The organism is Streptomyces purpureus (assembly GCF_014648195.1).
In the GTDB taxonomy this organism is placed as follows: Bacteria; Actinomycetota; Actinomycetes; order Streptomycetales; family Streptomycetaceae; genus Streptomyces; species Streptomyces purpureus.
This window is the reverse complement of sequence record NZ_BMQQ01000007.1, coordinates 98010-123574: the sequence shown is the minus strand read 5'-3', so window position 1 is coordinate 123574 and position 25565 is coordinate 98010. Positions and strand designations below refer to the sequence as shown.

The window sequence follows — 25565 nt, the reverse complement described above, 5'->3', positions numbered from 1 at the left end:
AGCGTGGAGCCGTCCGTGTCCGCGTCCGAACGGGAGCTGTGGGGCGGCCCGTTACGGTACGACCTCGGCTGGTCGACGCACGAGTACGCGCGGCTGGAGCTGACGCTGATGTCGGCGCTGCGGTCGGTGCCGCAGATGGTCCGGGGCACGCTCCGGCTCGCGTTGGGGGCCGACCGCCGCGCCATGATCACCGTCGCGGTCACCGAGGTCGGGCAGGGCGTCACCGCCGCCCTCGGCCTGATCGTGGTGAACACCGTGCTGGGGGCCCTGCTCGCCGGCGGCACGACGGCCGAGCGGCTGACGGCGGCGCTGCCCGCGCTGCTCGCCGGGTGCGCGATCGCGGTCGCGGGCGCGGTACTCGCCTCGCTCTCCACGGCGGCGGCCGGGCGGCTGGAACCGAAGGTGGAACGGGCCGCGAACGAACGGTTCCTGGCGGGGGCGGCCGGGGTGGAGCTGGAGGCGATCGAGGACGGTGAGTTCCGCCGCCTCATCGACATCGCCCAGTTCGGGGCCACCGCGGCGCGGTCCATGATCGGGGTGTGCGTCGCCGCGGTCAACGGCATCATCTCGCTGCTCGCCGCGGGCGGTGTGCTGACCGTGCTGCACCCGGCGCTGCTGCCCATGCTGCTGCTGATCGCGGCGCCGCGCGGCTGGGGTGCGATGCGGGTGGCGCAGCGCCGTTACGTGTCGACGATGCAGTGGGTGGAGCATGTCCGCGCGGGCCGTGTTCTCGGCAATCTCCTCACCTCGCGCAGCGCCGCGCAGGAGGTACGGGTCCATGGCGTGGGCGGCTTCTTCCTGGGGCACTACCGCGCGATGGCGCAGAGCGCCGAGGCGGAGCAGTCCCGGCTCGCCAAGGACAAGGCGGCCACCGAGCTGCTCGCGGCCGGTCTTTCCGGGCTCGCGGCGGTGGCGACGTACGCGGCGCTCGCCTGGCTGATCCTGACCGGGCACATGGATCTCGCGGTGGCGGGGACGGCGGTGGTCGCCGTGCGCGCGGGTTCGGCGGCGCTGGGCGCGCTGGTGATGAACCTCAACACCCTGCACGAGGAGTCCCTTTACGTCCGGGACCTGGAGCGGTTTGTCGAGGAGGCGGCCCGGCGGGCGATCCCGGCCACCGGCCTGCCGCTCGGTGAGCGGGTGCGGGCGGTCTCCTTCGAGAAGGTGTCGTACGGCTATCCCGACCGGGAACGGCCCGCCGTCGACGGGGTGACCCTGACCTTTCCGGTCGGCCGGGTCACCGCGCTGGTCGGGGAGAACGGCGCGGGCAAGTCCACGCTGATCAAGATGCTGGCGGGGCTGCTGCTGCCGGACGACGGGCGGATCCTGTGGGACGGTGTGGAGCTGCGGGAGGCGGACCGGACGCAGGTGTTCGCCCAGGTCGGGCTGCTCACCCAGGACTTCGAGCGGTGGCCGATGACGGCGGGCACGAACATCCGGATCAGTGACACCGCCCGGCCGGCGGACGAGACGGCGATGGCGGCGTCCGCGCGGTACGCGGGCGCGGAGCGGATGATCGCCGAGCTGCCGCACGGCATGGACACGCTGCTGGCGCGGATGTTCCGGGGGGCGAGCGAGCTGTCCGGCGGGCAGTGGCAGAAGCTGGGTCTCGCGCGCGCCCACTACCGGGACGCGCGGGTCCTGATCGTCGACGAGCCGACCTCCGCGCTCGATCCGGCGGCGGAGGTCGCGGCCTTCGCCAAGATCCGGGCCCTGGCGGGTCCGGAGCGGGCGGTGGTGCTGGTGACCCATCGGATGGCCGCCGTGCAGCAGGCCGACCACATCTATGTCCTGCACGAGGGCCGGCTCGCGGAGCAGGGCACCCATGACGCCCTGCTCGCCCGCGGCGGACGCTACGCCTCGATGTACCGGCTCCAGGCGGACCAGTACGCCGCCGGGCAGCCCCCCGCCGTCCCCCGGCCGGCGCGGGGGGCGGCGGAGGGGACCGCCCGGTGACCGGGGCCGGAGCCGTCAGGCGAAGGACCCCGTCTCCATGTACACGGCCTCGCCGCTGCGGCGGGCCCGGTCGACCTGGGCGAGGCGGGCGAAGTTGCCCGGTGTCATGGTCCGCTCCCACTCGTCGAGAGAGCAGACGCGGTATTCGGTGTGCTCCTCGGGGTCCAGGACGACCCGGTCGAGCTGGGCGTCGGTGAGCGTGCCGCCGTCGAAGATGAACCCGACGTGGGTGGCGGGCCAGTCGTCGCCGGCGGGCGCGTTGAAGTGGGCGCCGAGCAGACGTGGTTCGCCGTCGAAGACGATGCCGGTCTCCTCCCGGCATTCACGGACGGCGGTCTGCCACAGCGTCTCGCCGGGGTCCATGTTGCCGCCTGGCCACTGCCACCGTTCCGTGCCGTATCGGGCCTTGAGCTGGAAGGGGCGGCCGTGGGTGTCGGTGAAGTAGAGGCAGGCGTACGCCGTGACCTTCGGCAGGGTCGCGATGTACTCGGCGGGTGGCAGCCAGGTGTTCGTCATCAGGTCAGCTCCCTCGTCGGCCCGTCACGGCCCGGAGCGGCGTGTCCGGGCCGTCTGCGTCACCCGCTCATCCTCCCGGCTCGGCGGGCCGGGCCCCGCGCCCGGCGGCGGCGTCACCGGATCGTGTGATGTGCTCGTCCCGACGGGGAGTACGTACGTGGACGAGGAGCGGTGCGAGTGTCGCCGAGGACGCAGGACCTGGCTGGGTGGCTGGAGCGCCGGCAGGTGCCGGTCTATCTGGGTGCGCTGGCGGCCGGGGCGCTGCTCGGGTGGACGGCGCCCGGTGCGGGGCCGGGGTTCGAGCACACCATCAACCCCGTGCTGGGGGCGCTGCTGTATGTGACGTTCCTTCAGGTCCCGGCCGCCGAGCTGGTGCGGGCGCTGCGGGACGGGCGGTTCCTGGCGGCGGCGCTGGGCGTCAACTTCGTCGTCGTACCGCTCGTCGTCGCCGCGCTGTATCCGTTTCTCCCCGCCGACCAGGCGGTGCGGCTCGGGGTCCTGCTGGTGCTGCTGTGCCCGTGCGTGGACTACGTGATCGTCTTCAGTGGTCTGGCGGGCGGCAGCAGCCGACGGCTGCTGGCCGTGACACCGGTGCTGCTGCTCGCGCAGATGGCGGCGCTGGCGCCACTGCTCCTGCTGTTCATGGGCCCGGGACTGGCGGACACCGTGGCGGTGGGCCCGTTCCTCGAGGCGTTCGGCTTCCTCATCGTGCTGCCGCTTGCGCTGGCCTGGGGCACCCAGGCGTGGGCCGCGCGCGGTGCCGCGGGACGCCGGGTGTCGGACGCGGCGGCCACGACGATGGTGCCGCTGATGGCCGCGGTCCTGCTGGTCGTCGTGGCTTCCCAGGTCCCGAGGGTCGGCGGCCGCCTGGGTGACGTGGCGGCCGTCGTCCCCTTCTACGTGCTGTTCCTGGTGGTGATGGCGTTCGCGGGGCGGGCCGTGGCCCGGCTGCTGCGGCTGGACGCCCCGGCGGCGAGGGCGGTCGTCTTCTCGGGTGCGACGCGCAACTCCCTGGTGGTGCTGCCGCTGGCGCTGGCCCTGCCGGGCGAGCTGGCGGTCGCGGCGGTCGTGGTGGTGACCCAGACGCTGGTGGAGGTGGTCGGCATGGTCGCGTACGTACGGCTGGTGCCGCGCCTGGTGCCGGCGGACCGGGCCCTCGGGAACTGAGCCGGGTGAAGGCCCGACCAACTCCGCGTGAGGCCGCGGAGGTTCGCGGCGCGGACGTGCTGGGCGGAGGCCGGGTCATGGTGGGGATCGATCGTCGGAGCGCGCTGATCTCGGCGGCGGGTGCGGGAGCCGCGGCGTGGGGCGTGGCGGCGGGGACCGCGGCGGCAGCGCCGCCGGTGCGGAGCGCGCGGCAGCCGCTGCGGGTGCACATCGTCGCGTTCGACGGCGCGGAGGAGCTCGATGTGTTCGGCCCGCTCGAGGTGTTCGGCGCGGCGGCCTCCATGGGGCTTCCGGTGCGGCCGCTGCTCGTGACCAGCGGCGGGCCCGGCCGGGTCACGGCGAGCTTCGGCACCGACATCGCGGTGCCGGGCGCCTGGGATCCGCGGGCGGCGGACGTGATCGTCGTGCCCGGCGGCGGTTTCCGGAACCGTCAGGCGCCGGGCGTCTGGGCCGAGATCGCCAAGGGCGTCCTCACCCGCGAGCTGCGGCGCGCGGAGCGGCCGTCGCTGACCCTGCTCGGGGTGTGCACCGGGGTGATCGTGCTCCACGCGGCCGGTGTGGTCGGGGACCGCCCCTGCACCACCCACCACCGCGCCCAGCAGTACCTGAAGGACCAGGGCGCCGACGTGCGTACCGTCCGTGTGGTGGACGACGGCAACCTCGTGTGCGCCGGTGGGGTCAGCTCCGGCGTCGACGGGTCGCTGTGGCTCCTGGAACGGGAGCTCGGCTCCCAGGCGGCGACGGCCGTCGAGGCCCTGATGGAGTACGAGCGCCGGGGCACGGTGCTGCGCACGGCGGCCGCCCCCGTGGCCGGGCAACGGCGTGGCTGAGCGGTTCGGCCCGCGCGCGGGGTGAATATCCGTCGCGACGCGTGTGAAGGATGGGATGGACGACCGACGTCCCGTCGATCGTGCGGCCGATCCGCGAGGAGACTTCCGTTGAGAATGCTGATCAACGTTCCCGAGACCGTCGTCGCCGACGCGTTGCGCGGCATGGCCGCCGCGCATCCGGAGCTCACCGTCGACGTGGAGAACCGGGTCGTGGTGCGGCGGGACGCGCCGATGGCCGGGAAGGTGGCGCTCGTCTCCGGTGGCGGGTCCGGGCATGAGCCGCTGCACGCGGGATTCGTGGGTCCCGGGATGCTGACGGCGGCCTGTCCCGGGGAGGTGTTCACCTCCCCGGTGCCCGATCAGATGGTGCGGGCCGCGGCCGCCGTGGACAGCGGCGCCGGGGTGCTGTTCGTGGTCAAGAACTACACAGGGGACGTCCTCAACTTCGACATGGCCGCCGAGCTCGCCGAGGACGAGGGCATCCAGATCGCGAAGGTGCTCGTCGACGACGACGTGGCGGTGACCGACAGCCTCTACACCGCCGGACGGCGCGGCACCGGCGCCACCCTTTTCGTGGAGAAGATCGCGGGCGCGGCGGCCGAGGAGGGCCGGCCTCTGGAGCGGGTGGAGAGCATCGCGCGGCGGGTGAACGAACGGTCGCGGAGTTTCGGGGTGGCGCTGAGCGCCTGCACCACTCCGGCGAAGGGCAGCCCGACGTTCGAGCTCGCCCCGGGCGAGCTGGAGTTGGGGATCGGGATCCATGGCGAGCCGGGGCGCGAGCGGCGCGCCATGATGACGTCGCGGGAGATCGCGGACCTCGCCGTCGACGCCGTCCTGGACGATCTGCGGCCCGACGGCCCGGTGCTGGTGCTGGTCAACGGCATGGGGGCGACACCGCTCCTTGAGCTGTACGGGTTCAACGCCGAGGTGCAGCGGGTGCTCGGCGAGCGGGGGGTGCCGGTCGCCCGGACGCTCGTCGGGAACTATGTGACCTCGCTGGACATGGCCGGCTGCTCCGTGACGCTGTGCCAGGCCGACGAGGAGCTGCTGCGGCTGTGGGACGCGCCGGTGAAGACGCCCGCCCTGCGCTGGGGACGGTGAGCGGCCGCCATGTCCGAACCGACCACTCTGGACGCCGCCTTCTTCCGGCGCTGGCTCACCACCGCCGCGGCCGCCGTCGACCGTGAGGCAGACCGGCTCACCGACCTGGACTCCGCCATCGGCGACGCCGATCACGGCACCAACATGCGGCGCGGCTTCACCGCCGTCGCCGCCGCTCTCGACAAGGAGGAGCCCGCCACACCCGGGGCCGTACTGGCCCTGGCCGGACGGCAGTTGATCTCGACCGTGGGCGGGGCGTCCGGGCCGTTGTACGGGACGCTGCTGCGGCGCACCGGCAAGGCGCTCGGCGACACCCCCGAGGTCACCCGCGACCAGCTGGCCCAGGCGCTGCGTACGGGCGTGGCCGCCGTCGCCCAGCTCGGCGGTGCCGTCGCCGGGGACAAGACGATGCTGGACGCGCTGGAGCCGGCGGCCGCGGCGCTCGGCGAGTCGTTCACGGCGGCGAGGTCGGCCGCCGAGGAGGGCGCGCTGGCGACCGTACCGCTGCGGGCGCGCAAGGGCCGGGCCAGCTATCTCGGCGAGCGCAGTGTGGGGCATCAGGACCCGGGGGCGACCTCGTCCGCGCTGCTCGTCGCCGCCCTGGAAGAGGTCGCCCGGTGAGCGCCGCGGGACCGGTCGGCATCGTGCTCGTCTCGCACAGCGCGCAGGTCGCGGCCGCCGTCGCCGAGCTCGCCCGGGGGCTGGCGGCGGGCGGCGCCACGGCGCCGGTCGCTCCGGCCGGCGGGGCGCCGGACGGCGGGCTCGGCACCAGCGCGGAGCTGATCGCCGAGGCCGCGCGGGCGGTGGACCGGGGCGCGGGCGTGGCGGTCCTGGCGGACCTGGGCAGTGCCGTGCTGACGGTGAAGGCGCTGCTCGCCGAGGGGGACGAACTGCCCGAAAGGACCAGGCTGGTGGACGCGCCGTTCTTGGAGGGCGCGGTCGCGGCGGTGGTGACGGCGTCGGCCGGCGGGGACCTGGACGCGGTGGAGGCGGCGGCCGGGGAGGCGTACGCGTACCGCAGGTCATGATGCGTACGCATCCGTGCGCGGCTTGTGATGCAGCAGGTCAACGCACTAATGTCACACCGCCTTGGTGAACGGGAAACCGGTGGAGTACCGGTGCGGCCCTCGCCACTGTGATCGGGAAGTCCGGCTCCCTCCGCAAGGAAGCCACTGGACCGCCGCGGGAGACCGCGGCGTCCGGGAAGGCGGAGTCCGGGCGGCAGGACCCGTCAGCCAGGAGACCGGCCGGGGCGCGTCAGTCCATCCACGAGGTGCTGGAGAGGGTCTCCCAACCATGCATATAGCCGAGGGGTATCTGCCCCCGTTGCACGCGGCCGCCTGGGGCGTCGCGTCCGCCCCCTTCGTCGTTCACGGCGTACGGGCCCTGACCCGCGAGGTCAAGGCCAATCCCGAGTCCACCCTGCTGCTCGGCGCGTCGGGCGCCTTCACCTTCGTCCTCTCCGCCCTGAAGATTCCGTCGGTGACGGGCAGCTGCTCCCATCCGACCGGGACGGGTCTGGGCGCGATCCTCTTCCGGCCGCCGATCATGGCGGTGCTCGGCACGATCACTCTCCTCTTCCAGGCGCTGCTGCTCGCACACGGCGGCCTCACCACCCTGGGCGCCAACGTCTTCTCGATGGCGATCGCCGGGCCATGGGCCGGTTTCGGGGTGTACTGGCTGCTGCGCCGCTTCGACGTGCCGCTGATGGTGAGCGTGTTCTTCGGCGCGTTCGTCGCCGACCTGGTGACGTACTGCGTCACCAGCGTCCAGCTCGCCCTTGCCTTCCCCGACCCGAGCAGCGGCTTCCTCGGCGCGCTGGGCAAGTTCGGCTCCATCTTCGCCGTCACCCAGATCCCGCTGGCGGTCAGCGAGGGCCTGCTCACCGTCCTGGTGATGCGGCTGCTGGTCAAGTCCAGCAAGGGTGAACTGACCCGGCTCGGAGTACTGCTCCAGGGCGGGCGCAAGAGCGACACGACGACGGAGGCCGCGGTCCGATGAGCCGTAACGCGAAGATCAACACTCTGCTGCTGCTCGTCGTGGCGGCGCTCGCCGTGCTGCCGCTGGTGCTGGGGCTCGGCGACCACAAGGAGGAGCCGTTCACCGGCGCCGACGCCGAGGCGGAGGTCGCGATCACCGAGATCCAGCCGGACTACGAGCCGTGGTTCAGCCCGCTGTACGAGCCGCCGTCCGGTGAGGTCGAGTCGGCGCTGTTCGCACTGCAGGCCGCGATCGGCGCCGGAGTCCTCGCGTACTACTTCGGGCTGCGCAAGGGCCGCCGTCAGGGCGAGGCGCGGGCGAAGACCGCCGAGCACCACGAGGTGGCCGAGGCACAGGGCACCGGTGACGGAGCGCACGAGGGGGCCGCCGCCGGCCATCCGCTCCCCTAGCCGCCGGTGCTGCCCATCGACGCGGCGGCGCACAGCAATCGCTGGCGCCGCCGCCATCCGAGCGAGAAGGCCGCGCTCGGCTTCGGACTGACCCTGTGCGCGGTCTGTCTGCCTCCGTGGCCGGGGGCCGTGCTGGTCGCGGCCGCCACACTGACGGTGCTGCTCGGCCCGGCCGGGGTCGCGCCGCGGCACCTGTGGCGGGCGTTCCGGATCCCCCTGGGGTTCTGTGTCACCGGGGCTATTCCGCTGCTCTTCCAGGTCGGCGGGCCGGAGGGGTTCGTCACCTTTGCCCCCGGCGGGCCGGTGCGGGCCGGCGAGCTGCTGCTGCGGACCTCCTCCGCGTCGCTGGGGGTGCTGCTGTTCGCCTTCACGACACCGGTCTCCGACGTGCTGCCGCGGCTGGTGCGGGCCGGGGTTCCGGCTCCCGTGGTGGATGTCGCCCTGGTCATGTACCGGATCAGCTTTCTGCTCCTCGACGCCATGTCCCGGATCCGGCAGGCGCAGGCGGCGCGGCTGGGGCTGACGACCCGGGCGGCGGCCTGGCGCTCGCTGGCCGGGCTCGGCGCGACCGCGTTCGTCCGCGCCTTCGACCGGGCCCAGCGGCTGCAGGCCGGTCTCGCCGGGCGCGGCTACGACGGCACGCTGCGGGTCCTGGTGCCCGAGGCCGTGGTCTCCCGCCGTTTCCTCGCCGCGACCGGGGCGCTCCTCACGGGTCTGGTCGCCGTCACCCTCGTACTGGAAAGGTCCCTGCCGTGAGCCCTGAGTCGCCTGTCGTGGAGCTGGTCGGGGCGGGTTTCGCCTATGAGGACGGCCCGCCCGTCCTGGACGGGGTCTCCTTCGCCGTGCCGCGGGGCCGGGCGATGGCGCTGCTCGGGCGCAACGGCAGCGGCAAGACGACGCTCCTGCGGCTGCTCAGCGGCGGGCTGCGGGTGGGCCGGGGCCGGCTGCTGCTCGACGGTGAGCAGGTGTCGTACGACCGCAAGGGGCTCACCCGGCTGCGGACGACCGTGCAGCTGGTGGTGCAGGACCCCGACGACCAGCTGTTCGCGGCCTCGGTCGAGCAGGACGTGTCGTTCGGGCCGATGAACCTGGGGCTGCCGCGGGAGGAGGTACGGGCCCGGGTGGCCGAGGCGCTGGAGGCGCTGGACATCGTGGCGCTGGCGGACCGGCCGACGCATCTGCTGTCGTACGGGCAGCGCAAGCGGGCCGCCATCGCGGGCGCCGTGGCGATGCGGCCCCGAGTGCTGATCATGGACGAGCCGACGGCGGGGCTCGACCCGCACGGACAGGAGCGGCTGCTGGAGGCCCTGGCCCGGCTGCGGGCGGCCGGGACGACGGTGGTGATGGCGACGCACGACGTGGATCTGGCGCTGCGGTGGGCGGACGACGCGGCGGTGCTCTCGCCCCAGGGGCTGCGCACGGGCCCGATCGCCGAGCTCCTGGCGGACGACGCGCTGCTGGACGCGGCGCGGCTGCGGCGGCCGTGGGGGATGGCGGTGGCGGCGGTGCTGCGCGCGCAGGGGCTGCTCGACGAGGGCGCGGCGGGGCCCCGGACGCCGGAGGAGCTGGACGCCTGGGTGGCGGCCCGGTAGCCGGGCGCCTCTTTGCTACTGAGTAGTAGAGCTCACACTCGCACCCTTCTGCAACTAGTTGCATAAACGGGTGGGGTCCCTTAGAACGGAGGTCGACGAAGACTGCGCGAGGAGGCGCCCCGATGACCCCGTACCCGCACCTGCTGAGCCCGCTCGACCTCGGGTTCACCACCCTGCCCAACCGGGTGCTCATGGGATCGATGCACGTCGGGCTCGAAGAGGCCGAGAACGGCTTCGAGCGGATGGCCGCCTTCTACGCCGAGCGGGCGCGCGGCGGCGTCGGCCTGATCGTCACCGGCGGCATCGCCCCGAACGAGGCCGGGCGCCCCTGGGACGGCGGCGCCAAGCTCACCACCGAGGAGGAGGCGGCCGAGCACCGCCTCATCACGGACGCGGTGCACGCCGAGGGCGGCCGGATCGCCCTGCAGATCCTGCACTTCGGCCGGTACGCCTACCACCCGGCCCTCGTCGCGCCGAGCGCGATCCAGGCCCCCATCAGCCCCTTCGTCCCCAACGAGCTCACCGACGCCGAGGTCGAGCAGACGGTCGAGGACTACGCCCGCTGCGCCGAGCTGGCCCGCGCCGCCGGTTACGACGGCGTCGAGGTGATGGGCTCCGAGGGCTATCTGATCAACGAGTTCATCGCCTCGGCCACCAACCGGCGTACGGACCGCTGGGGCGGCAGCTACGAGAACCGGACCCGCTTCCCGCTGGAGATCGTCCGCCGTATCCGTGAGCGGGTCGGCGAGGACTTCATCGTCGTCTACCGGCTCTCCATGCTCGACCTGGTGCCCGGCGGCTCGACCCTGGAGGAGGTCGTCGCGCTCGCCAAGGAGATCGAGGCGGCCGGGGCCACGATCATCAACACCGGCATCGGCTGGCACGAGGCCCGTATCCCCACCATCGCCACCTCGGTGCCGCGCGGCGCCTACACGTGGGTCACCAAGAAGCTGATGGGCGCGGTCTCCGTGCCGCTGGTGACCAGCAACCGCATCAACACGCCCGAGGTCGCCGAGCAGATCCTCGCCGAGGGCCGCGCGGACATGATCTCGATGGCCCGGCCGTTCCTCGCCGACCCCGACTTCGTCGCCAAGGCCGCCGAGAACCGCGCCGACACCATCAACACCTGCATCGGCTGCAACCAGGCCTGCCTGGACCACACCTTCAGCCTCAAGATCACCTCCTGTCTGGTGAACCCGCGCGCCTGCCACGAGACCGAACTGGTCCTCTCCCCCACCCGGCTGGCCAAGCGGATCGCGGTCGTCGGCGCGGGCCCGGCCGGTCTCGCCTGCGCGGTCTCGGCCGCCGAACGCGGCCACCAGGTCACGCTGTTCGACGCCGCGCAGGAGATCGGCGGCCAGCTCAACATCGCCAAGCGGGTGCCGGGCAAGGAGGAGTTCAACGAGACGCTGCGCTACTTCCGTACGCAGCTCGACCTGCGCGGTGTCGACGTCCGCCTGGACACCCCGGTCGCGGCGGGCGACCTGGACGGCTTCGACGAGATCGTCGTCGCCACCGGCGTCACCCCGCGCACCCCGAACATCGACGGCATCGACCACCCGAGCGTCGTCAGCTACCTCGACGTCCTGCGCGACGGGGCGCCCGTCGGCGAACGCGTGGCCGTCATCGGCGCCGGCGGAATCGGCTTCGACGTCGCCGAGTTCCTCACCGACGGCGGCGAGGGCGCGAGCCAGGACGCGGAGACCTACTTCCGCCAGTGGGGCGTGGACACCTCCTACGAGACGCGCGGCGGGCTGCGCGCCCCCGAGCGGCCCGCCCCGCCGCGTCAGGTCCACCTCCTCCAGCGCAAGACCTCCAAGGTCGGCGCCGGGCTCGGCAAGACCACCGGCTGGATCCACCGCACCGAACTCAAGCACCGGGGCGTGACGATGGTCGCCGGCGCGACCTACGAGCGGATCGACGACGCGGGCCTGCACATCACCGTCGACGGGCAGGCGCAGACCCTCCCCGTGGACACGGTCGTCCTCTGCACCGGCCAGGAGCCGCGCCGGGACCTGTACGAGGAGCTGTCGGCGGCGGGCCGCCCGGTGCACCTGATCGGCGGCGCCGACGTCGCGGCCGAGCTGGACGCCAAGCGCGCCATCGACCAGGGCACCCGGCTCGCCGCCACCCTGTGATCCCTGTGATCACCCCGGCCTAGGATGCGGACATGTCCCTGCCGCACGCGATTCTCACCGCACTGCTGGAGAAGCCGTCCTCCGGTCTCGAACTGACCCGGCGCTTCGACCGGTCGATCGGCTACTTCTGGTCGTCCACCCACCAGCAGATCTATCGCGAACTGGGCAGGCTGGAGCAGTCCGGACACATCCGCGCCCTTCCCAGCGAGGTGCCGGCCCGCGGGCAGAAGAAGGAGTACGAGGTCCTGCCCGCGGGCCGCGCCGAACTGACCGAGTGGGTCGCCGCCCGCGAGGACCCGAAGCCGGTACGGGACGCGCTGCTGCTGCGCATGCGCGCGGCGGCGGTGGTCGGCACCGCGGGCCTGCGCGCCGAGCTGGAACGCCATCTGGCCCTGCACCGCCGCCAGCTGGAGGAATACCGGTCGATCGAGGAACGGCACTTCCCGCCGGAACGGGACGCCGAGGAGGACCGGCTGCGGCATCTGGTGCTGCGAGGCGGGATCGACATGGAGCGCTTCTGGATCGAGTGGCTGACCCAGGCGCTGAAGGAACTTGCGGAGCTGGAGGCACGGCCGGCGGGCGCGTGAGGGCGCGAACCTCCTGAGAGCCACCGGCCCCAGGAGGCCTACGGGAGGCCAGGAGGCCTCGTCACGGCGAGGCGGGCCCCGGAGCATTCCGGGGCCCGCCTCGCCGTCGGACCGCCGCTTACTCAGGCCGTCCTTGACGAGGCGGTCCACCACATCGAGCGTCTGCGGCTCGGCGCACGCGAGGTGCCTCGCGGGACCGTGGATACTGGTCAGTCGTAGATCGGCAACCTCGCGACAGCTGAAGGGGCGGGCATGGAGGACCAGTTGACGGCAGGCACGGGGGTCCGGACGCGGCACGCGGTGGTCGTCGGCGGCAGCGTCGCGGGGCTGCTCGTGGCCCGGGTGCTCGCCGACCACGCCGAGCAGGTGACCGTCGTCGAGCGCGACCGGTTCCCCGACGGCGCCGAGCCCCGGCCGGGCGTGCCGCAGGGCCGCCACATCCATGTCCTGCTGGAGGGCGGCCAGCGGGCGCTGGAGGAGCTTCTGCCGGGCCTGGTCGGCGAGTTGGGAGAGCAGGGCGCGCCCCGGGTGGGCATGCCCGAGGACCTGGTGCAGTGGCAGAACGGCCGGTGGTTCCGCCGCCTGCCGGCGACCTCGCACCTCTTCACCGGCTCACGCCCGCAGTTGGAGGCGCTGGTGCGCCGCCGGGTGCTCGCCGATCCCCGGATCCGGACGGTCGAGGGCACCGAGGTCGTCGGACTGCTCGGTGACTCCCGGCGGGTGCGCGGCGTGCTGGTGCGGGAACGGGGCGCGGGCGCGGCGAAGGAGGCCCGCCGGCTGGAGGCGGACCTGGTGGTGGACGCCTCGGGCCGGGGCACGCGCGCCGCCGACTGGCTGGCCGCCGTCGGGGCCGAGGCGCCGCACGAGGAGACCCTCGACACGGGTCTGGCCTATGCCACGCGGGTCTACAAGGACACCGGGGGCCGCATCGGCCGGGACCATCTCGGCTACTACATCATGCCCAACCCCCGGCAGGTGTACGGAGGTGTGGCGCTGCCGGTCGAGGACGGGCGGGTGCTCGTGACGCTCTCCGGGCTGCGCGGCTCCGAACCGCCCACGGACGAGGCGGGGTTCGAGGAGTTCGCGGGCCGGCTGCCGCATCCGGTGCTGCGGGACTGGATCGCGGGGGCCGAGCCGGACTCGCCGGTGCACGGCTTCCGGCAGACCGCCAACATCCGTCGCCGCTACGACCGTCCGGGCCGCCGCCCGGCCGGGTTCCTGGCCGCCGGTGACGCACTGTGCTCCTTCAACCCGGTCTACGGCCAGGGCATGGCGGTGGCGGCGATCGGCGCGGTGGCGCTGCGCCGGGCGCTGTCCGATCCGCGGCGTACGCCGACCACGTTCCGGGTGCAGCGGGCGCTGTTCGACGCCTCGCGGCAGGCGTGGGACATCTCCTCGGGGTCGGACAAGAAGATGCCGGGGGCGCGCGGTGACGGGCTGCGGTCGAAGCCGGGCGACAAGGTGGCGGGGTGGTATCTGGAGCGGGCCCTGGCGCGCTACACCGGGGATCCGGTGGTGGGGGCGGCGCTGCGGTCCGTGCTGACGCTGAGCGCGCCACTGGGCGTGCTGTTCGCGCCTAAGGTGGTGCGGGCGGTGCTGTTCACGCCGCAGGCGGCGACGCCGCTGGAGCCGCCGTTGCTGCGGGAGGGCGGCTGAGCGGGCGCGGGCGGACGCGGGGGCGCGCTCAGACGTCCGGGGCCGCACTGACCGATCCGGCGGCGATGGCGGCGGTCAGGGCGGCGTGGTCGTCGGCGTTCTGGGCGGCGTAGCGGATGGCGAATTCGGCGACGGCGCGGTCGAAGGCGTCCGAGCCGCCGAGGTAGGCGGCGACGGCGATCCGGTCGCCGGAGCGGGCGTGGGCCCGGGCGAGGGCGCGGCCGCACAGCCGGGCGTACTCACGCAGCATGGACGGGGGCATTTCCTCGACCTCGGCGGTGGCCTTCATGTCGCGCAACTGCCGCCAGTAGAAGTGGCGTTCCTGAGGTCCGGTCATCCAGCCGAGGAATATGTCGCTCGCGGCCTGGAGCAGGCGCTGTCCGGCGACGACCCGGTGGCCGTGGTGGGTGTGGGGGCCGGGGCCCAGGTGTTCTTCGAGGACGGACGGTCCCGCCTCCTTGATCTGGAGGAAGAGGGGGTCGCCCGCGTCGCGTCCTTCGAGGAGCAGGACGAAGCAGCGGGTGCCGACGCTGCCGACTCCGACGGCCTTGGCCGCGGCGTCGACGAAGCGGTAGCGGTCGAGCAGGACGCGGCGTTCCTCGGAGAGGGAGCTGCGGTAGTCGCTGAAGATCTTGCCGAGGCCGGTGCGGTCGACGCTGTCGACCCGCTCCAGGAGGGGCGGGTCGTCGACGATGCGCCGGCCCTCGCCGGTCTCCTCGGTGAGCTTGCCGAGGGCGTGCAGGCTGGTGCGGCGGCGGGCGCGGGCGAGGGCGTCCTCGACCTGGCGTCTGCGCGAGCGGCGTACCAGCGGAAGCAGGTCCGCCGCGTCGATGCGCTCGTACCAGACGTCCAGTTCGCCGCGTGCGGCGAGGCGGCGGACGGAGAGGCGGTACGACTCGACGGCGGCGCGGGCGGCGGTCTGCGCCTTGGCCCGGCTGCCGCCGTTCTGCAGGGCGGCGACGGCGACGCTGGCGGCGAGGCGTTTGACGTCCCATTCGAAGGGGCCGGGGTGGGTCTCGTCGAAGTCGTCGAGGTCGAAGAGCAGGGCTCGTTCGGGCGAGGCGTAGAGGCCGAAGTTGAGGAGGTGGGCGTCGCCGCTGAGCTGGACGGTGAGGCCGGTGTGGGGCTGGGCGGCGAGGTCGCCGGCCATGAGGGCGGCGGCGCCGCGCAGGAAGGCGAACGGCGAGGCGGCCATGCGGCCGTAGCGGATGGGCAGCAGGTCCGGAAGCCGGCCGGCGGCCTGCTTCTCCAGGACGGCGACGGGGTCGGGGCGGTGCGGGGCCGGTATCCAGCGTCCGTGGGAGGAGCGGGAGACGGTCTTGCGGGCGGCTCGTCCGCGCGCGGCCCGCTCGGAGGGCGTCACCATCGGCCTCACCCACCTCTCACACCCCACTGGGAACTTCCCTCACTTGGATGCGTCCCTGGGTGCTCGTCTGGACCCAGTAAATGGCCATGACGAGGCGTTCGCATCCGGAGCGGCGGGGTAGCAGGCCGGTGTTCACGGGGCCGTCGGGCCCGTACCCGGCCGCCTTTCGGCCAGAGTCCCGGGCACCCCTTCCAAACAGGTTTAGACCAATGATAGAGATTGGTCACCCATACGGGCCAAGCGGTTACGCTGAGCGAAGAACTGCGCACGGACCGAAGAGCCGAAGAGAGGTTGATCATGGCTGAGCCCGATCACGACCGTACGGAGCTTCCGCTGTACCTCCGGGTCGCCACCGCCCTGCGGGACGATCTCACCCACCGCCGCATCCCGCCGGGCAGCAGGCTGCCCTCGGAGCGCTCGATGGCGCACCGCTTCCGCGTCAACCGCCAGACCGTCCGCAGCGCCCTCCAGCTCCTGCGGGACCAGCGGCTGGTCGTCACCGACCGGCGCGGCACCTTCGCCGCGAGCGGCGAACACGAGGCGCGCGGACCCGTTCTGACGCCGGGGCAGCAGTACTTCCCGGGCGGTACGGAGGCCACCGGCGCGCTCATCAGGGCGGGGCTCACGTGGGAGGCCCCGGCCGTGGACCTCGCCGCGCAGCTGTCCCTCGCGCCGGGCGAGCCCACGCTCGTCCACCACCACCGCGTCCTGACCCCGGGCGGCACTCCGCTGCAGCGGTCGGTCTCCCGGTTCTCGGCCCACGCCCTCGCCGAGATCCCGGAGCTGCGCCGCTACCGGCGCGGAAAGGACTGCGACCAGCAGCCCGATCTGCGGCTGCTGTACCACTGGATGCACCAGGCGGGGCTGCGGCTGACGCGGCGGGAGACGATCGGGGTGCAGCAGCCGGACACCATCGGCCGGGCGGGCGGGCTGGTGCGCGGGCCTGAGACGGGCGGTGCCCGGCTGGCCGTCCACCGGGTGGTGAGCGACCAGCACGGGCACGCGCTGGAGATCACGGACATCGACTTCGCCGCGCACGCGGCGGACTGGACCTACGAGTTCTCCGGCTGACGGGCCCGGGGCGGGAGCCCCTGCGACGGGCCCGGTCCGAAGAGTTGGTCAGACGATGCCCTCGGCGATCTCGGCCTGCTCGCGGGCGTTGCCGTACGCCGACGGGGTGCCGTACGAGCGCCGGGCGACGTACCACCAGACGCTGGCCAGGACCAGCACGACGGCCAGGGCGATCACGGCGTAGTTCATGGAGTCGACGGTGACGGGGGACTTCTGCGGCAGGCAGAACAGGACGGTGACGACTGCCACCCAGACCACGGCGGTCCAGCCGATGGGCTTGCTCCAGCGGCCCAGGCTCCAGGGCCCGGGCTGGAAGCGGTCGCCGGCGCGCAGCCGCAGGTAGATGGGGATGGCGTAGGCGGGGGTGATGCCGATGACGTTGATGGCGGTGACCGCGCCGTAGGCGGTGGCGGAGTAGAGCGAGGGCAGGGCGAGCACAGCGGCGACGGCGACCGAGAGCCAGACGGCCGGGACGGGCGTCTGGGTTCGGGCGCTGACCTTGCGCCACAGCGCGGAGCCGGGCAGGGCGTTGTCGCGGCTGAAGGCGAAGACCATCCGGCTGGCGGCGGCGACCTCGGCGTTGCCGCAGAAGAGCTGGGCGACGATCACGACGAGCAGCAGGGCGGTGGCGCCGCCGGAGCCGAGTGCGTCGAGGAAGATCTGGGCGGGCGGGACGCCGGTCGCGCTGCCCTGGGTGGCGGCGTAGTCCTGGATGGCGAAGGTCAGCCCGGCGAGCAGTGCGAAGCCGGCGATCCAGGAGACCCAGATGGCGCGGACGATGCCCTTGGCTGCGGAGACGGAGGCGTTGGAGGTCTCCTCCGAGAGGTGGGCGGAGGCGTCGTAGCCGGAGAAGGTGTACTGGGCGAGGAGCAGACCGATCGCGGCGACGTAGAACGGGTTGGCCCAGCCGGTGTCGTTGACGAACTCGGTGAAGACGAACTCGGGCGACTGGTGGCGGTCGGGGATCAGGGCCAGGGCGCCGACGATGACGGCGACACCGGTCAGGTGCCACCAGACGCTGATCGAGTTGAGGACGCTGACGAGGCGGACGCCGAAGAGGTTGAGCGTGGCGTGCAGGAGCAGGATGCACAGGAAGATCAGGAAGGTGGAGCCGGGGGTGGGTTCGAACCCCCATTGGAGGTTGAGGAAGGCTCCGGTGAACAGCGCCGCGCCGTAGTCGATGCCGGCGATCGCGCCGAGCAGGCCGAGCAGGTTGAGCCAGCCGGTGTACCAACCCCAGCGGCGGCCGCCGAGCCGGTCGGCCATGTAGTAGAGCGCGCCGGAGGTGGGGTAGGCGCTGGTCACCTCGGCGAGGGCGAGGCCGACGCAGAGGACGAAGAGCCCGACGCCCACCCAGCCCCACATCATCACGGCGGGACCGCCGGTGCCGAGGCCGAAGCCGTAGAGGGTCATGCAGCCGGAGAGGACGGATATGACGGAGAAGCTGATGGCGAAGTTGCCGAAGCCTCCCATCCGGCGGGCGAGGACGGGCTGGTAGCCAAGCTCTCTGAGCCGCTCCTCCTCGTCCTGCTGGGCGGTGCCCTGGGACGGCTGGCGGGCGGCCCATGCGGTGCGGGACACGGTGGTACCTCCGGGGGTGGTGAGCACGGGGACGGTGGTGCACGGGGGGTGCGGGGGTTTCAGTCGCGACCGGCGAGGCTTCGGGCACGGGCCCGTACGAACACCTCCTCGGCGAGGGCCTGGTCGGCGGGGTCGCGGGTGCGGAAGGCCCACGGGTGGGTGGTCCAGTACGGCCCCAGGGCCTCGAAGACGCGGGCCGCGTCGCCGAAGTGGAGCGCGCCCCACAGCGCGTGGGCGAGGTGGTTGAGGTCGAGCGGGGAGGCCAGGTCCGTCGCCGTGAGGAGGAACCACGTGTGCAGCGCATGCTGGGCGTCGCGTACGGCGTCCTCGGCGACCCAGTGCAGGTCGAGCGCCCGCTCCTGGCCGCGCTCGCGGCGGTAGCGCTCCACCCGGACGTAGAGCGGCATGACGTGCAGGGCCGAGCCCGGCGGGGCGGAACCGGCCGCCCACTGAACGAAGTTGAAGGCCTCGGAGAGCGGGCCGCGGCTGCGTGCGTACATGAACTGGAGCATCCGGTGGTACGCCTCGCGGTTGTGCGGGTCGCGCTTGTCGGCCTCGGCCAGCAGGCCCCAGGGGCCGGGCGGCAGCATCGGGCCGGGCGGCGCGAGGCGGTGCTCCTCCATCTGGGCGTGTTCGTCGAGGAGGGACAGGGCCAGCAGGCAGACCCAGGGCACGGGGTCGGCGGGGGATGCGTGGGCGGTGAGCCGGCAGGCCTCCCACGCCTCCTGCCACAGTTCGCGGGTGCGTGGATGGCCGCCGCGGTGGGCGCGTACGGCCCGTTCGACGGCGACACGGGTGTGCATCACGGCCGCGGCGAGACTGTCGGGTTCCTCGGCCCGCCAGGCCTGGACGACGTCGGATCCGGCGGCGACGGCGGCCAGGACCTGGGTGCGCTGGGTCCACAGCGCCCAGTCGGGGGTCCGGGCCAGCAGTTGCGCCATCGACACCCAGCGGCCGGTGCGCAGGTCCTGGACGGCGACCCGCAGGTCGTTGTCATGGCCCGCGGGGTGGTAGACGGGGCGGAACTGGCTGCCGCCCATCACCCCGCCCCGGTCGGCGGACGGTGGCGGTGCGGCGGTCGTGCGGCGGTCGCGGGCATCGGTCCTCGGATCACATGGGGGGTGGGTCGGTACGGCGTGCGGCTGCCGCGCTGCGGCCGCGCCGGCGCCAGGTGATCCCTAACTACCTCTCGGGAAACTGGCGTTGACCCCCGGCGACGTCACACGCCGTTGATCGGCGATCACTATAGAGGCCGGTGGCGGCTGTGCGTCCGGATTCTCGTTCGAACGTAACTATCAAGCCATCGGCTGAATTTGACTTTACGTCGGCTCAGGTCTTGACATCGCGGATCCTTGACGCCGTCCGTCCGGCTGATGAAGGCTTTCCGCCGACGATCAAGCGTTCTCCCCCACGTACGCCGACACCAGGAACGGAGTGGTGATGACGGGCCCCGTGCTCGCTGTCGACCAGGGCACATCGGGCACCAAGGCACTGGTCATCTGTCCCCGGCGCGGTGTCATCGGCTCCGGGTCCGCGCCCGTACGGCCCCGATACCTGCCCGGTGGCCGGGTCGAGGTCGATCCGCGTGAGCTGCTGACCTCGGTCGTCACCGCGGGCCGTCAGGCGCTGGCGGGGGCGGGTGAGCCGGTCGTGGCAGTGGGTCTCGCCAACCAGGGCGAGACCGTCCTGGCCTGGGACCCCGCCACCGGCGAGCCGCTCACCGACGCGATCGTCTGGCAGGACCGGCGGGCCGAGCCCCTGTGCGCCGAACTGGAACCGCACGCCAAGGCGTTGCGCGACCGGACGGGCCTGCCGCTCGATCCGTACTTCGCCGCTCCCAAGATGGCCTGGATACGCCGCCACCTGACCGCGGACGGGGTCGTGACGACCAGCGACGTGTGGCTCGTACACCGGCTCACCGGCGCGTTCGTCACCGACGCCGCCACCGCCGGGCGGACCCAGCTGCTCGACCTCGACACGGTCGCCTGGTCGGACGAGGCCCTGGCTGTCTTCGGCCTGGCGGACGAACGGCTTCCGGAAGTCGTCGACGCGGACACCCTGACCGGCACCACCTCCGCCTTCGGCCCCGAACTCCCCCTCACCGGACTGCTGGTGGACCAGCAGGCCGCGCTGCTCGCGCAGAGCGTCACCGAGCCGGGCGTCGCCAAGTGCACGTACGGCACAGGGGCGTTCCTGCTCGCCCAGACCGGTCCGCTCCCCCGCCGCAGCGGCTCGGGACTGGTCGGCTGTGTGGCCTGGCGGCTCGCCGGGCGGACCAGCTACTGCCTGGACGGGCAGGTGTACACGGCCGCCTCCGCCGTCCGCTGGCTGACCGACCTCGGGGTGCTCTCCGGCGCCGAGGACATCGACCCCGTCGGCGCGAGCGTGCCGGACGCGGGCGGTGTCACGTTCGTCCCGGCGCTCGCCGGACTGGCCGCGCCGTGGTGGCGGGGCGATCTGCGGGGGTCGGTCACCGGCCTCGGCCTCGACACCACCGCCGGCCATCTGGTGCGCGCGCTGTGCGACGGCATCGCCGCACAGGTGGTGGAGCTCGCCGACGCGGCCGCCGCCGATCTCGGCGCGCCGCTGAGCGCCCTGCGCGTCGACGGTGGGCTGACCCGCTCGGCGCTGCTCATGCAGACGCAGGCCGACCTCCTCCAGATCCCCGTGGAGGTGTCGGCGCTGCCGGACGCCACGGCGCTCGGTGTGGGCGTGGTGGCCCGGCTCGGGCACGACAGCGGTCTGGCCCTCGGGGAGGCCGTGCCGCCGTGGCGGCCGTCGGCGGTCTACGAGCCACGGATCGGCCCCGAGCGGGCGGCGGAGCGGCTCGGGCGGTTCCGGGCGGCGGTGTCGGCGCTGCTCGACGGTCCGGCATGACGGTCACCACGGCCGGGCCCCTCCCGGAGGGGGAGTACGACGTCACGGTGGTCGGCGCCGGTGTCGTCGGCTCGGCGATCGCCCGCGAGCTGGCCCGGCTGCCGCTGCGGACAGCCCTGGTGGAGGCCGCCGACGACGTCGGCGAGGGCACCTCCAAGGCGAACACCGCGATCCTGCACACCGGTTTCGACGCGGTGCCGGGCTCGCTGGAGGCCCGGCTCGTCCGGGAGGGGCAGCGGATGCTCGCCGCGTACGCCGCCGACAGCGGCATCCCCGTCGAGCCGCTCGGCGCGCTGCTCGTGGCCTGGGACCAGGAGCAGCTGGCGGCCCTGCCCGGACTCGCGCGGAAGGCGGTGAGCAACGGCTACGACGCGGCCCGGATCCTGGACGCCGGGGAGGTACGGGCCCGTGAACCGGGTCTCGGCCCGGGGGCGCTGGGGGCGCTGCACGTACCCGGCGAGTCGATCATCTGCCCCTGGACGACGACCTTGGCGTACGCGACGCAGGCCGTCTGCGGCGGAGTCGACCTCCATCTCAACTGCCGGGTGAATACGGTCACTTCAGGTGAGCCGTACACGCTCGGAACGTCGCGGGGGGTGCTGCGCACCCGTCATCTCGTCAACGCGGCCGGGCTGTACGCGGACGAGCTGGACCGGCTGCTCGGGCACACGGACTTCACGGTGACGCCCCGGCGCGGCCAGCTGATCGTCTTCGACAAGTTCGCCCGTCCGCTGGTCCGGCACATCCTGCTGCCCGTGCCGGGCGCGCTGGGCAAGGGGGTGCTGGTCTCGCCGACGGTGTACGGGAACGTGATGCTCGGGCCGACCGCCGAGGACCTGGACGACAAGACCGCCACCGGCTCGACCGCCGAAGGTCTCGCGCAGCTGCGGGAGAAGGGCCGCAGGATCCTGCCCGCGCTCCTGGCGGAGGAGGTCACGGCCGTCTACGCGGGGCTGCGGGCCGCCACCGAGCACGACGACTACCGGATCGTCGCCCGGCCGGAGCGGCGGTGCGTGACGGTGGGCGGGATCCGCTCGACGGGGCTGACCGCGTCGATGGCGATCGCCGCGCACGTGGTGGAGCTGCTGGGTGAGGGCGGGCTGCCGCTCGGCGGGGCGCGCGAACTCGCGCCGGTGCGGATGCCGAATCTGGGCGAGGCCTTCCCCCGCCCGTACCGCAGCGCGGAGATGATCGCGGCGGATCCCGACTACGGCAGGATCGTCTGCCACTGCGAGCGGGTGACCCGCGGCGAGATCCGCGACGCGCTGGCCGGGGCGATCCCGCCCGGCTCGCTCGACGGGCTGCGGCGACGCACCCGCGCCCGGGGCGGACGCTGCCAGGGCTTCTTCTGCGGACCCGCGGTGCGGGCGCTGTTCGAGCAGGCGGGAGCGGGGCGGTGAACCGTACGGTCGACGCGCTGGTGGTCGGCGCCGGGCCCGCGGGGCTGGCCGTGGCGGCGCGGCTGGCGGCGCTGGGCGCGGGCCGGGTGGAGGTCCTGGAGCGGGAGCCGGAGGCGGGCGGGGTGCCCCGGCACTGCCACCACGGCGGTTTCGGCGGCCGGCTCCAGGGGCCGGTGTACGCACGCGGGCTCACCGAGGCGGCCGTGTGGTGCGGGGCGGTGGTGCGGACCGGCGTGTCGGCCATCGGCTGGGCCGGGCCGCTGACGGTGGAGGTCACCGGTCCGGGCGGGCTGGAGCGGATCACGGCGCGGGCCGTGGTCCTCGCCACCGGAGCGCGGGAACGGCCGCGCAGCGCCCGGCTGGTGCCTGGTTCCCGGCCCGCGGGGGTGCTGACCACGGGCGAGTTGCAGCAGGCGGTCCATCTGTACGGGCAGCCGGTGGGCCGCCGCGCGGTGGTGGTCGGCGCGGAGCCGGTCGCGTACCACGCGGTGCGCACGCTGCGGCGGGCGGGCGCGCGCGTCGTGGCGTTGGTCACCGAGCAGCCGCGCGGGGCCTGGGCGGGAACCGCGGGACGGGCCGGGGGCGGAGTGCTCGCTGCGCCACCTCCGGTGCTGACGGGCACGGCGGTGACCGAACTGCTGGGCCGTGGCCGGCTGTCGGGGGTCCGCATCCGCCACGCCGACGGCCGCACGGGGGTCGTCGGGTGCGACACCGTCGTCTTCACCGGCGACTGGATCCCGGACCACGAGCTGGCCCGGTACGGCGGCCTCGCCCTGGACCCGGGCACCCGCGGACCGGCCGTGGACGCGTCGTTCCGTACGTCCGAGCCGGGTGTCTTCGCGGTGGGCAACGTGCTCCGGGGCGTCGAACGCGCCGCCGTCGCGGCCGCGGAGGGCGCCGCCGCGGCCGATCAGGTCCTCGCCCATCTGTCGGGCGCGCCATGGCCGGTGCTGGGGCCGCCGCTGGTGGTGCGCGCGCCGCTGGTGTGGGTGTCGCCGAACCGAGTCACGGGGGCGGGCGCGGGGCGGATGCTGCTGCGGTCCGGCGCGCCGCTCGTGAATCCGGTGGTGACGGTCGATCAGGACGGTGCGCGGCTGCACCGCGCGCGGGTCCTGGGCCCGGTCTCGCCGTGGCGGTCGATGCGGCTGCCGCTGCGCTGGACGGCGCGGGTCGGCCTGGACGGCGGGCCGGTCGTGATCGGCGTGGCGTAGGCCCGGTCGTCATCAGGGACGGGTCCGTGCGCGGCGCTCGCCGTCCGGCAGCCGGGTGGCGAGGAACGCGCCGAGCAGGGCGATCCCAGCAAGGGCGGCGAGGGTGGGGCCGGGCGCGGTGAGGCCGGTGAGCATCGTGGCCGTGGCGACGCCGAGGGCGGGGCCGGTGTTCATCGCGGTCTGCTGGAGTCCGCCGGTGACGCCGGCCGCGTCCCGGGGTGCCCGCTGGACGACGACGGTGGTGGCGGTGACCATCACCGTCCCGAAACCCGCGCCGAGCAGGGCGCAGCAGACACCGGTCGCCCACGCGCCGGAGCCTTGGTCGAGCCGGGACATCGCGAGGGCGCCCAGCGCGAGCAGGGTCATGCCCGCGGCGGTGGTGCGGCGCGGCCCCTGTCGCCGCGCGAGCGCGGCGGAGGCGGGTGCGGCGAGGACCATCGTCACCGCGAGGGGGAGCATCCACAGTCCGGTGGTGAGCGGGTCCAGGGCGAGGACGTCCTGGAGGAGGTACGTGGCGAGGAAGAGGGCGCCGAACAGGGCGGCCGACGCGCACAGCAGCACGCCGAGGCCGTGGGTGACGGCCGGCGTGCGCAGCACGCTCGGCGGGATCAGCGGGCTGGTGGTGCGGCGTTGGCGGTGGACGAAGGCCGCGGCGGCGACGGCCGTGGCGGCGAACCCGGCGGCGGTGGCCGCGGGCCGGCCGGGCTGCGGGAGGGTGACGAGGGTGTGCACCAGGCACATCAGGGCCGCCGCGAGGAGCGCCGCGCCGGGCAGGTCGAGCCCGGCGGCGGTGGCGGGGCGGGGCTCGGGTATCCGTACGGCAAGGGCCAGGACGCCCGCGGCGAGGGCGGGCACGACGCCGATGAGGGAAGACGGACCGCCAGCCGGCGTGGGTGACGAGCGCCCCGCCGATGAGGGGGCCGGCGGCGGCCGCCAGGCCGATGGCGCCGGTCCGCAGGGCCAGCGGGCCGCCGAGCCGGTCGCGGGGGTAGACGGCGCGGAGCATGCCGAGGGTGGCGGGTTGCAGCAGCGCGCCGAAGACTCCTTGGGCGGCGCGCAGGGCGATGACCCACCCGATGCCGGGTGCCAGGCCGAGGGCGGCGGAGGTGGCGGCGAAGCCGAGGATACCGACGGCGAAGAGACGGCGGTGGCCGTAGCGGTCGCCGAGGCGGCCGGCGAGGACGAGCAGTCCGGCGACGGCGATGAGGTAGGCGGTGCTGGTCCACTGCACCTGGGCGAGCGAGGCGTCCAGGTCCCGTTGGAGGGTGGGCTGGGCCATGGTGAGGACGGTGCCGTCGACGGCGACGATCACCGCGCCGGTGATGCTTCCGGCGAGGACGAGACGCTGGTGGCGCCTGGAGCGCGGGGCGTCTTCGGTGACGGTTTCCGGGGCGGAGGTGGCGGCGGGGGTCATCGGGCGGCCGGTCCCAGGTGGGCGTCGAGCGTGGCGCGCAGCAGTGGTTCGACGTCGTCGGTGCCGGTGGCCAGGCGCAGGCTTCCCCATCCCCAGAGCTGGGCGACGCCGTGCAGACCGGCCCAGAGGGCCCCGGCGAGGATGCGCGGGTCCTGGTCGTCCGGGCGGAGCGCCGCCACCAGTTCGGTCAGGGTGGCGAAGAGCGGCAGGCTGGTGTCGCGCAGGCCCAGGCGGCCGCTCTCCAGCAGGTCGTGGCGGAACATCAGCTCGAACATGCCGCGGCGGGTGCGGGCGAAGTCGAGGTAGACCCGGGCCAGGGCGGTGAGCCGCTCCCGGGGGTCGGTCCGCCCCTCGGTCGCCTCGGCGGCCCTGGCGGCGAGGTCCTCGAAGCCGCGGCGGGCGATGGCGGACAGCAGGTCGAGGTGGGTCGGGAAGTGGCGGCGGGGCGCGCCGTGGGACACGCCCGCCCTGCGGGCGATCTCGCGCAGGGTCAGGGGCTGGGTGCCCTCCTCCGTCACGAGGTCGACGCCGACCTGTACGAGACGGGCCTTCAGATCCATGTCCTGATCGTTCATGGACACTGTCTACCAGGATTGAGTAGACAGTGTCTACGCGCTGAACCGGCCGTCAGTGGTCAGGTCCTGTGACGCTCTCCGCGCGCCGTTGACCGCCGGACCTCAGCAGCGCCATGCTCATGCCACATCCGGAGACG

22 protein-coding genes, 1 pseudogene and 1 riboswitch are annotated in these 25565 nt (G+C 73.8%); of the genes and pseudogenes, 17 read left to right on the top strand and 6 right to left on the bottom strand.

The window, feature by feature from the left end; translation table 11 throughout:
* The first annotated feature begins 15 nt into the window (after positions 1 to 15).
* The gene (locus IEZ01_RS11875) at positions 16 to 1956 is read left to right on the top strand and encodes an ABC transporter ATP-binding protein (RefSeq protein WP_373287599.1); all 1941 of its coding nucleotides are present in this window, start codon (positions 16 to 18) and stop codon (positions 1954 to 1956) included.
* Positions 1957 to 1971: 15 nt separating this feature from the next.
* Here the strand turns inward: IEZ01_RS11875 and IEZ01_RS11870 are convergent, their stop codons facing one another.
* Complete coding sequence (locus IEZ01_RS11870; RefSeq protein WP_019884076.1) at positions 1972 to 2472, bottom strand: NUDIX domain-containing protein; 501 nt, start codon at positions 2470 to 2472, stop codon at positions 1972 to 1974.
* Between the two features lie 177 nt (positions 2473 to 2649).
* Between IEZ01_RS11870 and IEZ01_RS11865 the strand changes: the two genes are divergently transcribed.
* From IEZ01_RS11865 to IEZ01_RS11810, 12 genes are all read left to right on the top strand, one after another.
* Positions 2650 to 3639, top strand: a complete 990-nt coding sequence (locus IEZ01_RS11865; RefSeq protein ID WP_019884077.1) for a bile acid:sodium symporter — start codon at positions 2650 to 2652, stop codon at positions 3637 to 3639.
* Between the two features lie 77 nt (positions 3640 to 3716).
* A complete protein-coding gene (locus IEZ01_RS11860; protein ID WP_189201563.1) occupies positions 3717 to 4469 on the top strand; it encodes a DJ-1/PfpI family protein in 753 nt (250 codons plus the stop codon).
* Positions 4470 to 4577: 108 nt separating this feature from the next.
* Complete coding sequence (gene dhaK, locus IEZ01_RS11855) at positions 4578 to 5570, top strand: dihydroxyacetone kinase subunit DhaK (protein ID WP_189201561.1); 993 nt, start codon at positions 4578 to 4580, stop codon at positions 5568 to 5570.
* Positions 5571 to 5579: 9 nt separating this feature from the next.
* Positions 5580 to 6191: a dihydroxyacetone kinase subunit DhaL gene (gene dhaL / locus IEZ01_RS11850; RefSeq protein ID WP_019884080.1), complete on the top strand. Its 612-nt coding sequence runs from the start codon at positions 5580 to 5582 to the stop codon at positions 6189 to 6191.
* Positions 6188 to 6598: a PTS-dependent dihydroxyacetone kinase phosphotransferase subunit DhaM gene (locus IEZ01_RS11845; protein ID WP_019884081.1), complete on the top strand. Its 411-nt coding sequence runs from the start codon at positions 6188 to 6190 to the stop codon at positions 6596 to 6598. The genes dhaL and IEZ01_RS11845 overlap by 4 nt, the downstream gene beginning before the upstream one ends.
* 45 nt (positions 6599 to 6643) lie before the next feature.
* Positions 6644 to 6836: riboswitch (cobalamin riboswitch) on the top strand.
* Positions 6837 to 6866: 30 nt separating this feature from the next.
* Positions 6867 to 7571 carry an energy-coupling factor ABC transporter permease gene (locus tag IEZ01_RS11840; RefSeq protein ID WP_028797205.1) on the top strand — a complete coding sequence of 235 codons (705 nt, stop codon included), beginning with the start codon at positions 6867 to 6869 and terminating at the stop codon, positions 7569 to 7571.
* The gene (locus tag IEZ01_RS11835) at positions 7568 to 7960 is read left to right on the top strand and encodes an energy-coupling factor ABC transporter substrate-binding protein (protein ID WP_019884084.1); all 393 of its coding nucleotides are present in this window, start codon (positions 7568 to 7570) and stop codon (positions 7958 to 7960) included. Before IEZ01_RS11840 ends, IEZ01_RS11835 begins: the two co-directional genes overlap by 4 nt.
* Before the next feature lie 6 nt (positions 7961 to 7966).
* Positions 7967 to 8716 carry a cobalt ECF transporter T component CbiQ gene (gene cbiQ, locus IEZ01_RS11830; protein ID WP_019884085.1) on the top strand — a complete coding sequence of 250 codons (750 nt, stop codon included), beginning with the start codon at positions 7967 to 7969 and terminating at the stop codon, positions 8714 to 8716.
* A complete protein-coding gene (locus IEZ01_RS11825) occupies positions 8713 to 9552 on the top strand; it encodes an energy-coupling factor ABC transporter ATP-binding protein (RefSeq protein ID WP_028797206.1) in 840 nt (279 codons plus the stop codon). The genes cbiQ and IEZ01_RS11825 overlap by 4 nt, the downstream gene beginning before the upstream one ends.
* A 122-nt stretch (positions 9553 to 9674) precedes the next feature.
* Positions 9675 to 11690 (top strand): NADPH-dependent 2,4-dienoyl-CoA reductase, encoded by a 2016-nt coding sequence (locus IEZ01_RS11820; protein ID WP_019884088.1) that lies wholly within the window; start codon positions 9675 to 9677, stop codon positions 11688 to 11690.
* Positions 11691 to 11722: 32 nt separating this feature from the next.
* Positions 11723 to 12277, top strand: a complete 555-nt coding sequence (locus tag IEZ01_RS11815) for a PadR family transcriptional regulator (protein WP_019884089.1) — start codon at positions 11723 to 11725, stop codon at positions 12275 to 12277.
* A gap of 252 nt (positions 12278 to 12529) precedes the next feature.
* Entirely contained in the window at positions 12530 to 13933 is a 1404-nt protein-coding gene (locus IEZ01_RS11810) for an NAD(P)/FAD-dependent oxidoreductase (RefSeq protein WP_019884090.1), read from the top strand.
* 28 nt (positions 13934 to 13961) lie between these two features.
* On the opposite strand, the gene IEZ01_RS11805 is transcribed toward IEZ01_RS11810, so the two are convergent.
* Positions 13962 to 15299, bottom strand: coding sequence for a DUF2252 domain-containing protein (locus IEZ01_RS11805; RefSeq protein ID WP_019884091.1), 1338 nt, complete (start codon positions 15297 to 15299; stop codon positions 13962 to 13964).
* Positions 15300 to 15596: 297 nt separating this feature from the next.
* Here IEZ01_RS11805 and IEZ01_RS11800 point away from each other — a divergent pair, with 297 nt between their 5' ends.
* Positions 15597 to 16370 carry a GntR family transcriptional regulator gene (locus IEZ01_RS11800; RefSeq protein WP_019884092.1) on the top strand — a complete coding sequence of 258 codons (774 nt, stop codon included), beginning with the start codon at positions 15597 to 15599 and terminating at the stop codon, positions 16368 to 16370.
* A 48-nt stretch (positions 16371 to 16418) separates the two neighbouring features.
* Here IEZ01_RS11800 and IEZ01_RS11795 read toward each other — a convergent pair whose 3' ends face one another.
* On the bottom strand, positions 16419 to 17843 hold the full coding sequence (locus IEZ01_RS11795) for an amino acid permease (protein WP_308427166.1): 1425 nt from the start codon (positions 17841 to 17843) through the stop codon (positions 16419 to 16421).
* A 167-nt stretch (positions 17844 to 18010) separates the two neighbouring features.
* Positions 18011 to 18991, bottom strand: coding sequence for a hypothetical protein (locus IEZ01_RS11790; protein WP_019884094.1), 981 nt, complete (start codon positions 18989 to 18991; stop codon positions 18011 to 18013).
* 400 nt (positions 18992 to 19391) lie between these two features.
* On the opposite strand from IEZ01_RS11790, the gene IEZ01_RS11785 reads away from it, so the two are divergent.
* Genes IEZ01_RS11785 through IEZ01_RS11775 form a run of 3 tightly spaced genes read left to right on the top strand, consistent with a single transcriptional unit; the run spans position 19392 to position 23439 of the window.
* Positions 19392 to 20828: an FGGY family carbohydrate kinase gene (locus tag IEZ01_RS11785; protein ID WP_019884095.1), complete on the top strand. Its 1437-nt coding sequence runs from the start codon at positions 19392 to 19394 to the stop codon at positions 20826 to 20828.
* The gene (locus tag IEZ01_RS11780; RefSeq protein WP_019884096.1) at positions 20825 to 22228 is read left to right on the top strand and encodes an FAD-dependent oxidoreductase; all 1404 of its coding nucleotides are present in this window, start codon (positions 20825 to 20827) and stop codon (positions 22226 to 22228) included. Before IEZ01_RS11785 ends, IEZ01_RS11780 begins: the two co-directional genes overlap by 4 nt.
* Positions 22225 to 23439: an NAD(P)/FAD-dependent oxidoreductase gene (locus tag IEZ01_RS11775; protein WP_189201559.1), complete on the top strand. Its 1215-nt coding sequence runs from the start codon at positions 22225 to 22227 to the stop codon at positions 23437 to 23439. The genes IEZ01_RS11780 and IEZ01_RS11775 overlap by 4 nt, the downstream gene beginning before the upstream one ends.
* 12 nt (positions 23440 to 23451) lie before the next feature.
* Here the strand turns inward: IEZ01_RS11775 and IEZ01_RS11770 are convergent.
* Both IEZ01_RS11770 and IEZ01_RS11765 read right to left on the bottom strand, forming a co-directional pair.
* Positions 23452 to 24853: pseudogene (locus IEZ01_RS11770) on the bottom strand (MFS transporter).
* Positions 24850 to 25428, bottom strand: a complete 579-nt coding sequence (locus tag IEZ01_RS11765; RefSeq protein WP_028797209.1) for a TetR/AcrR family transcriptional regulator — start codon at positions 25426 to 25428, stop codon at positions 24850 to 24852. The pseudogene IEZ01_RS11770 and the gene IEZ01_RS11765 overlap by 4 nt, the downstream one beginning before the upstream one ends.
* Positions 25429 to 25565 lie beyond the last annotated feature (137 nt).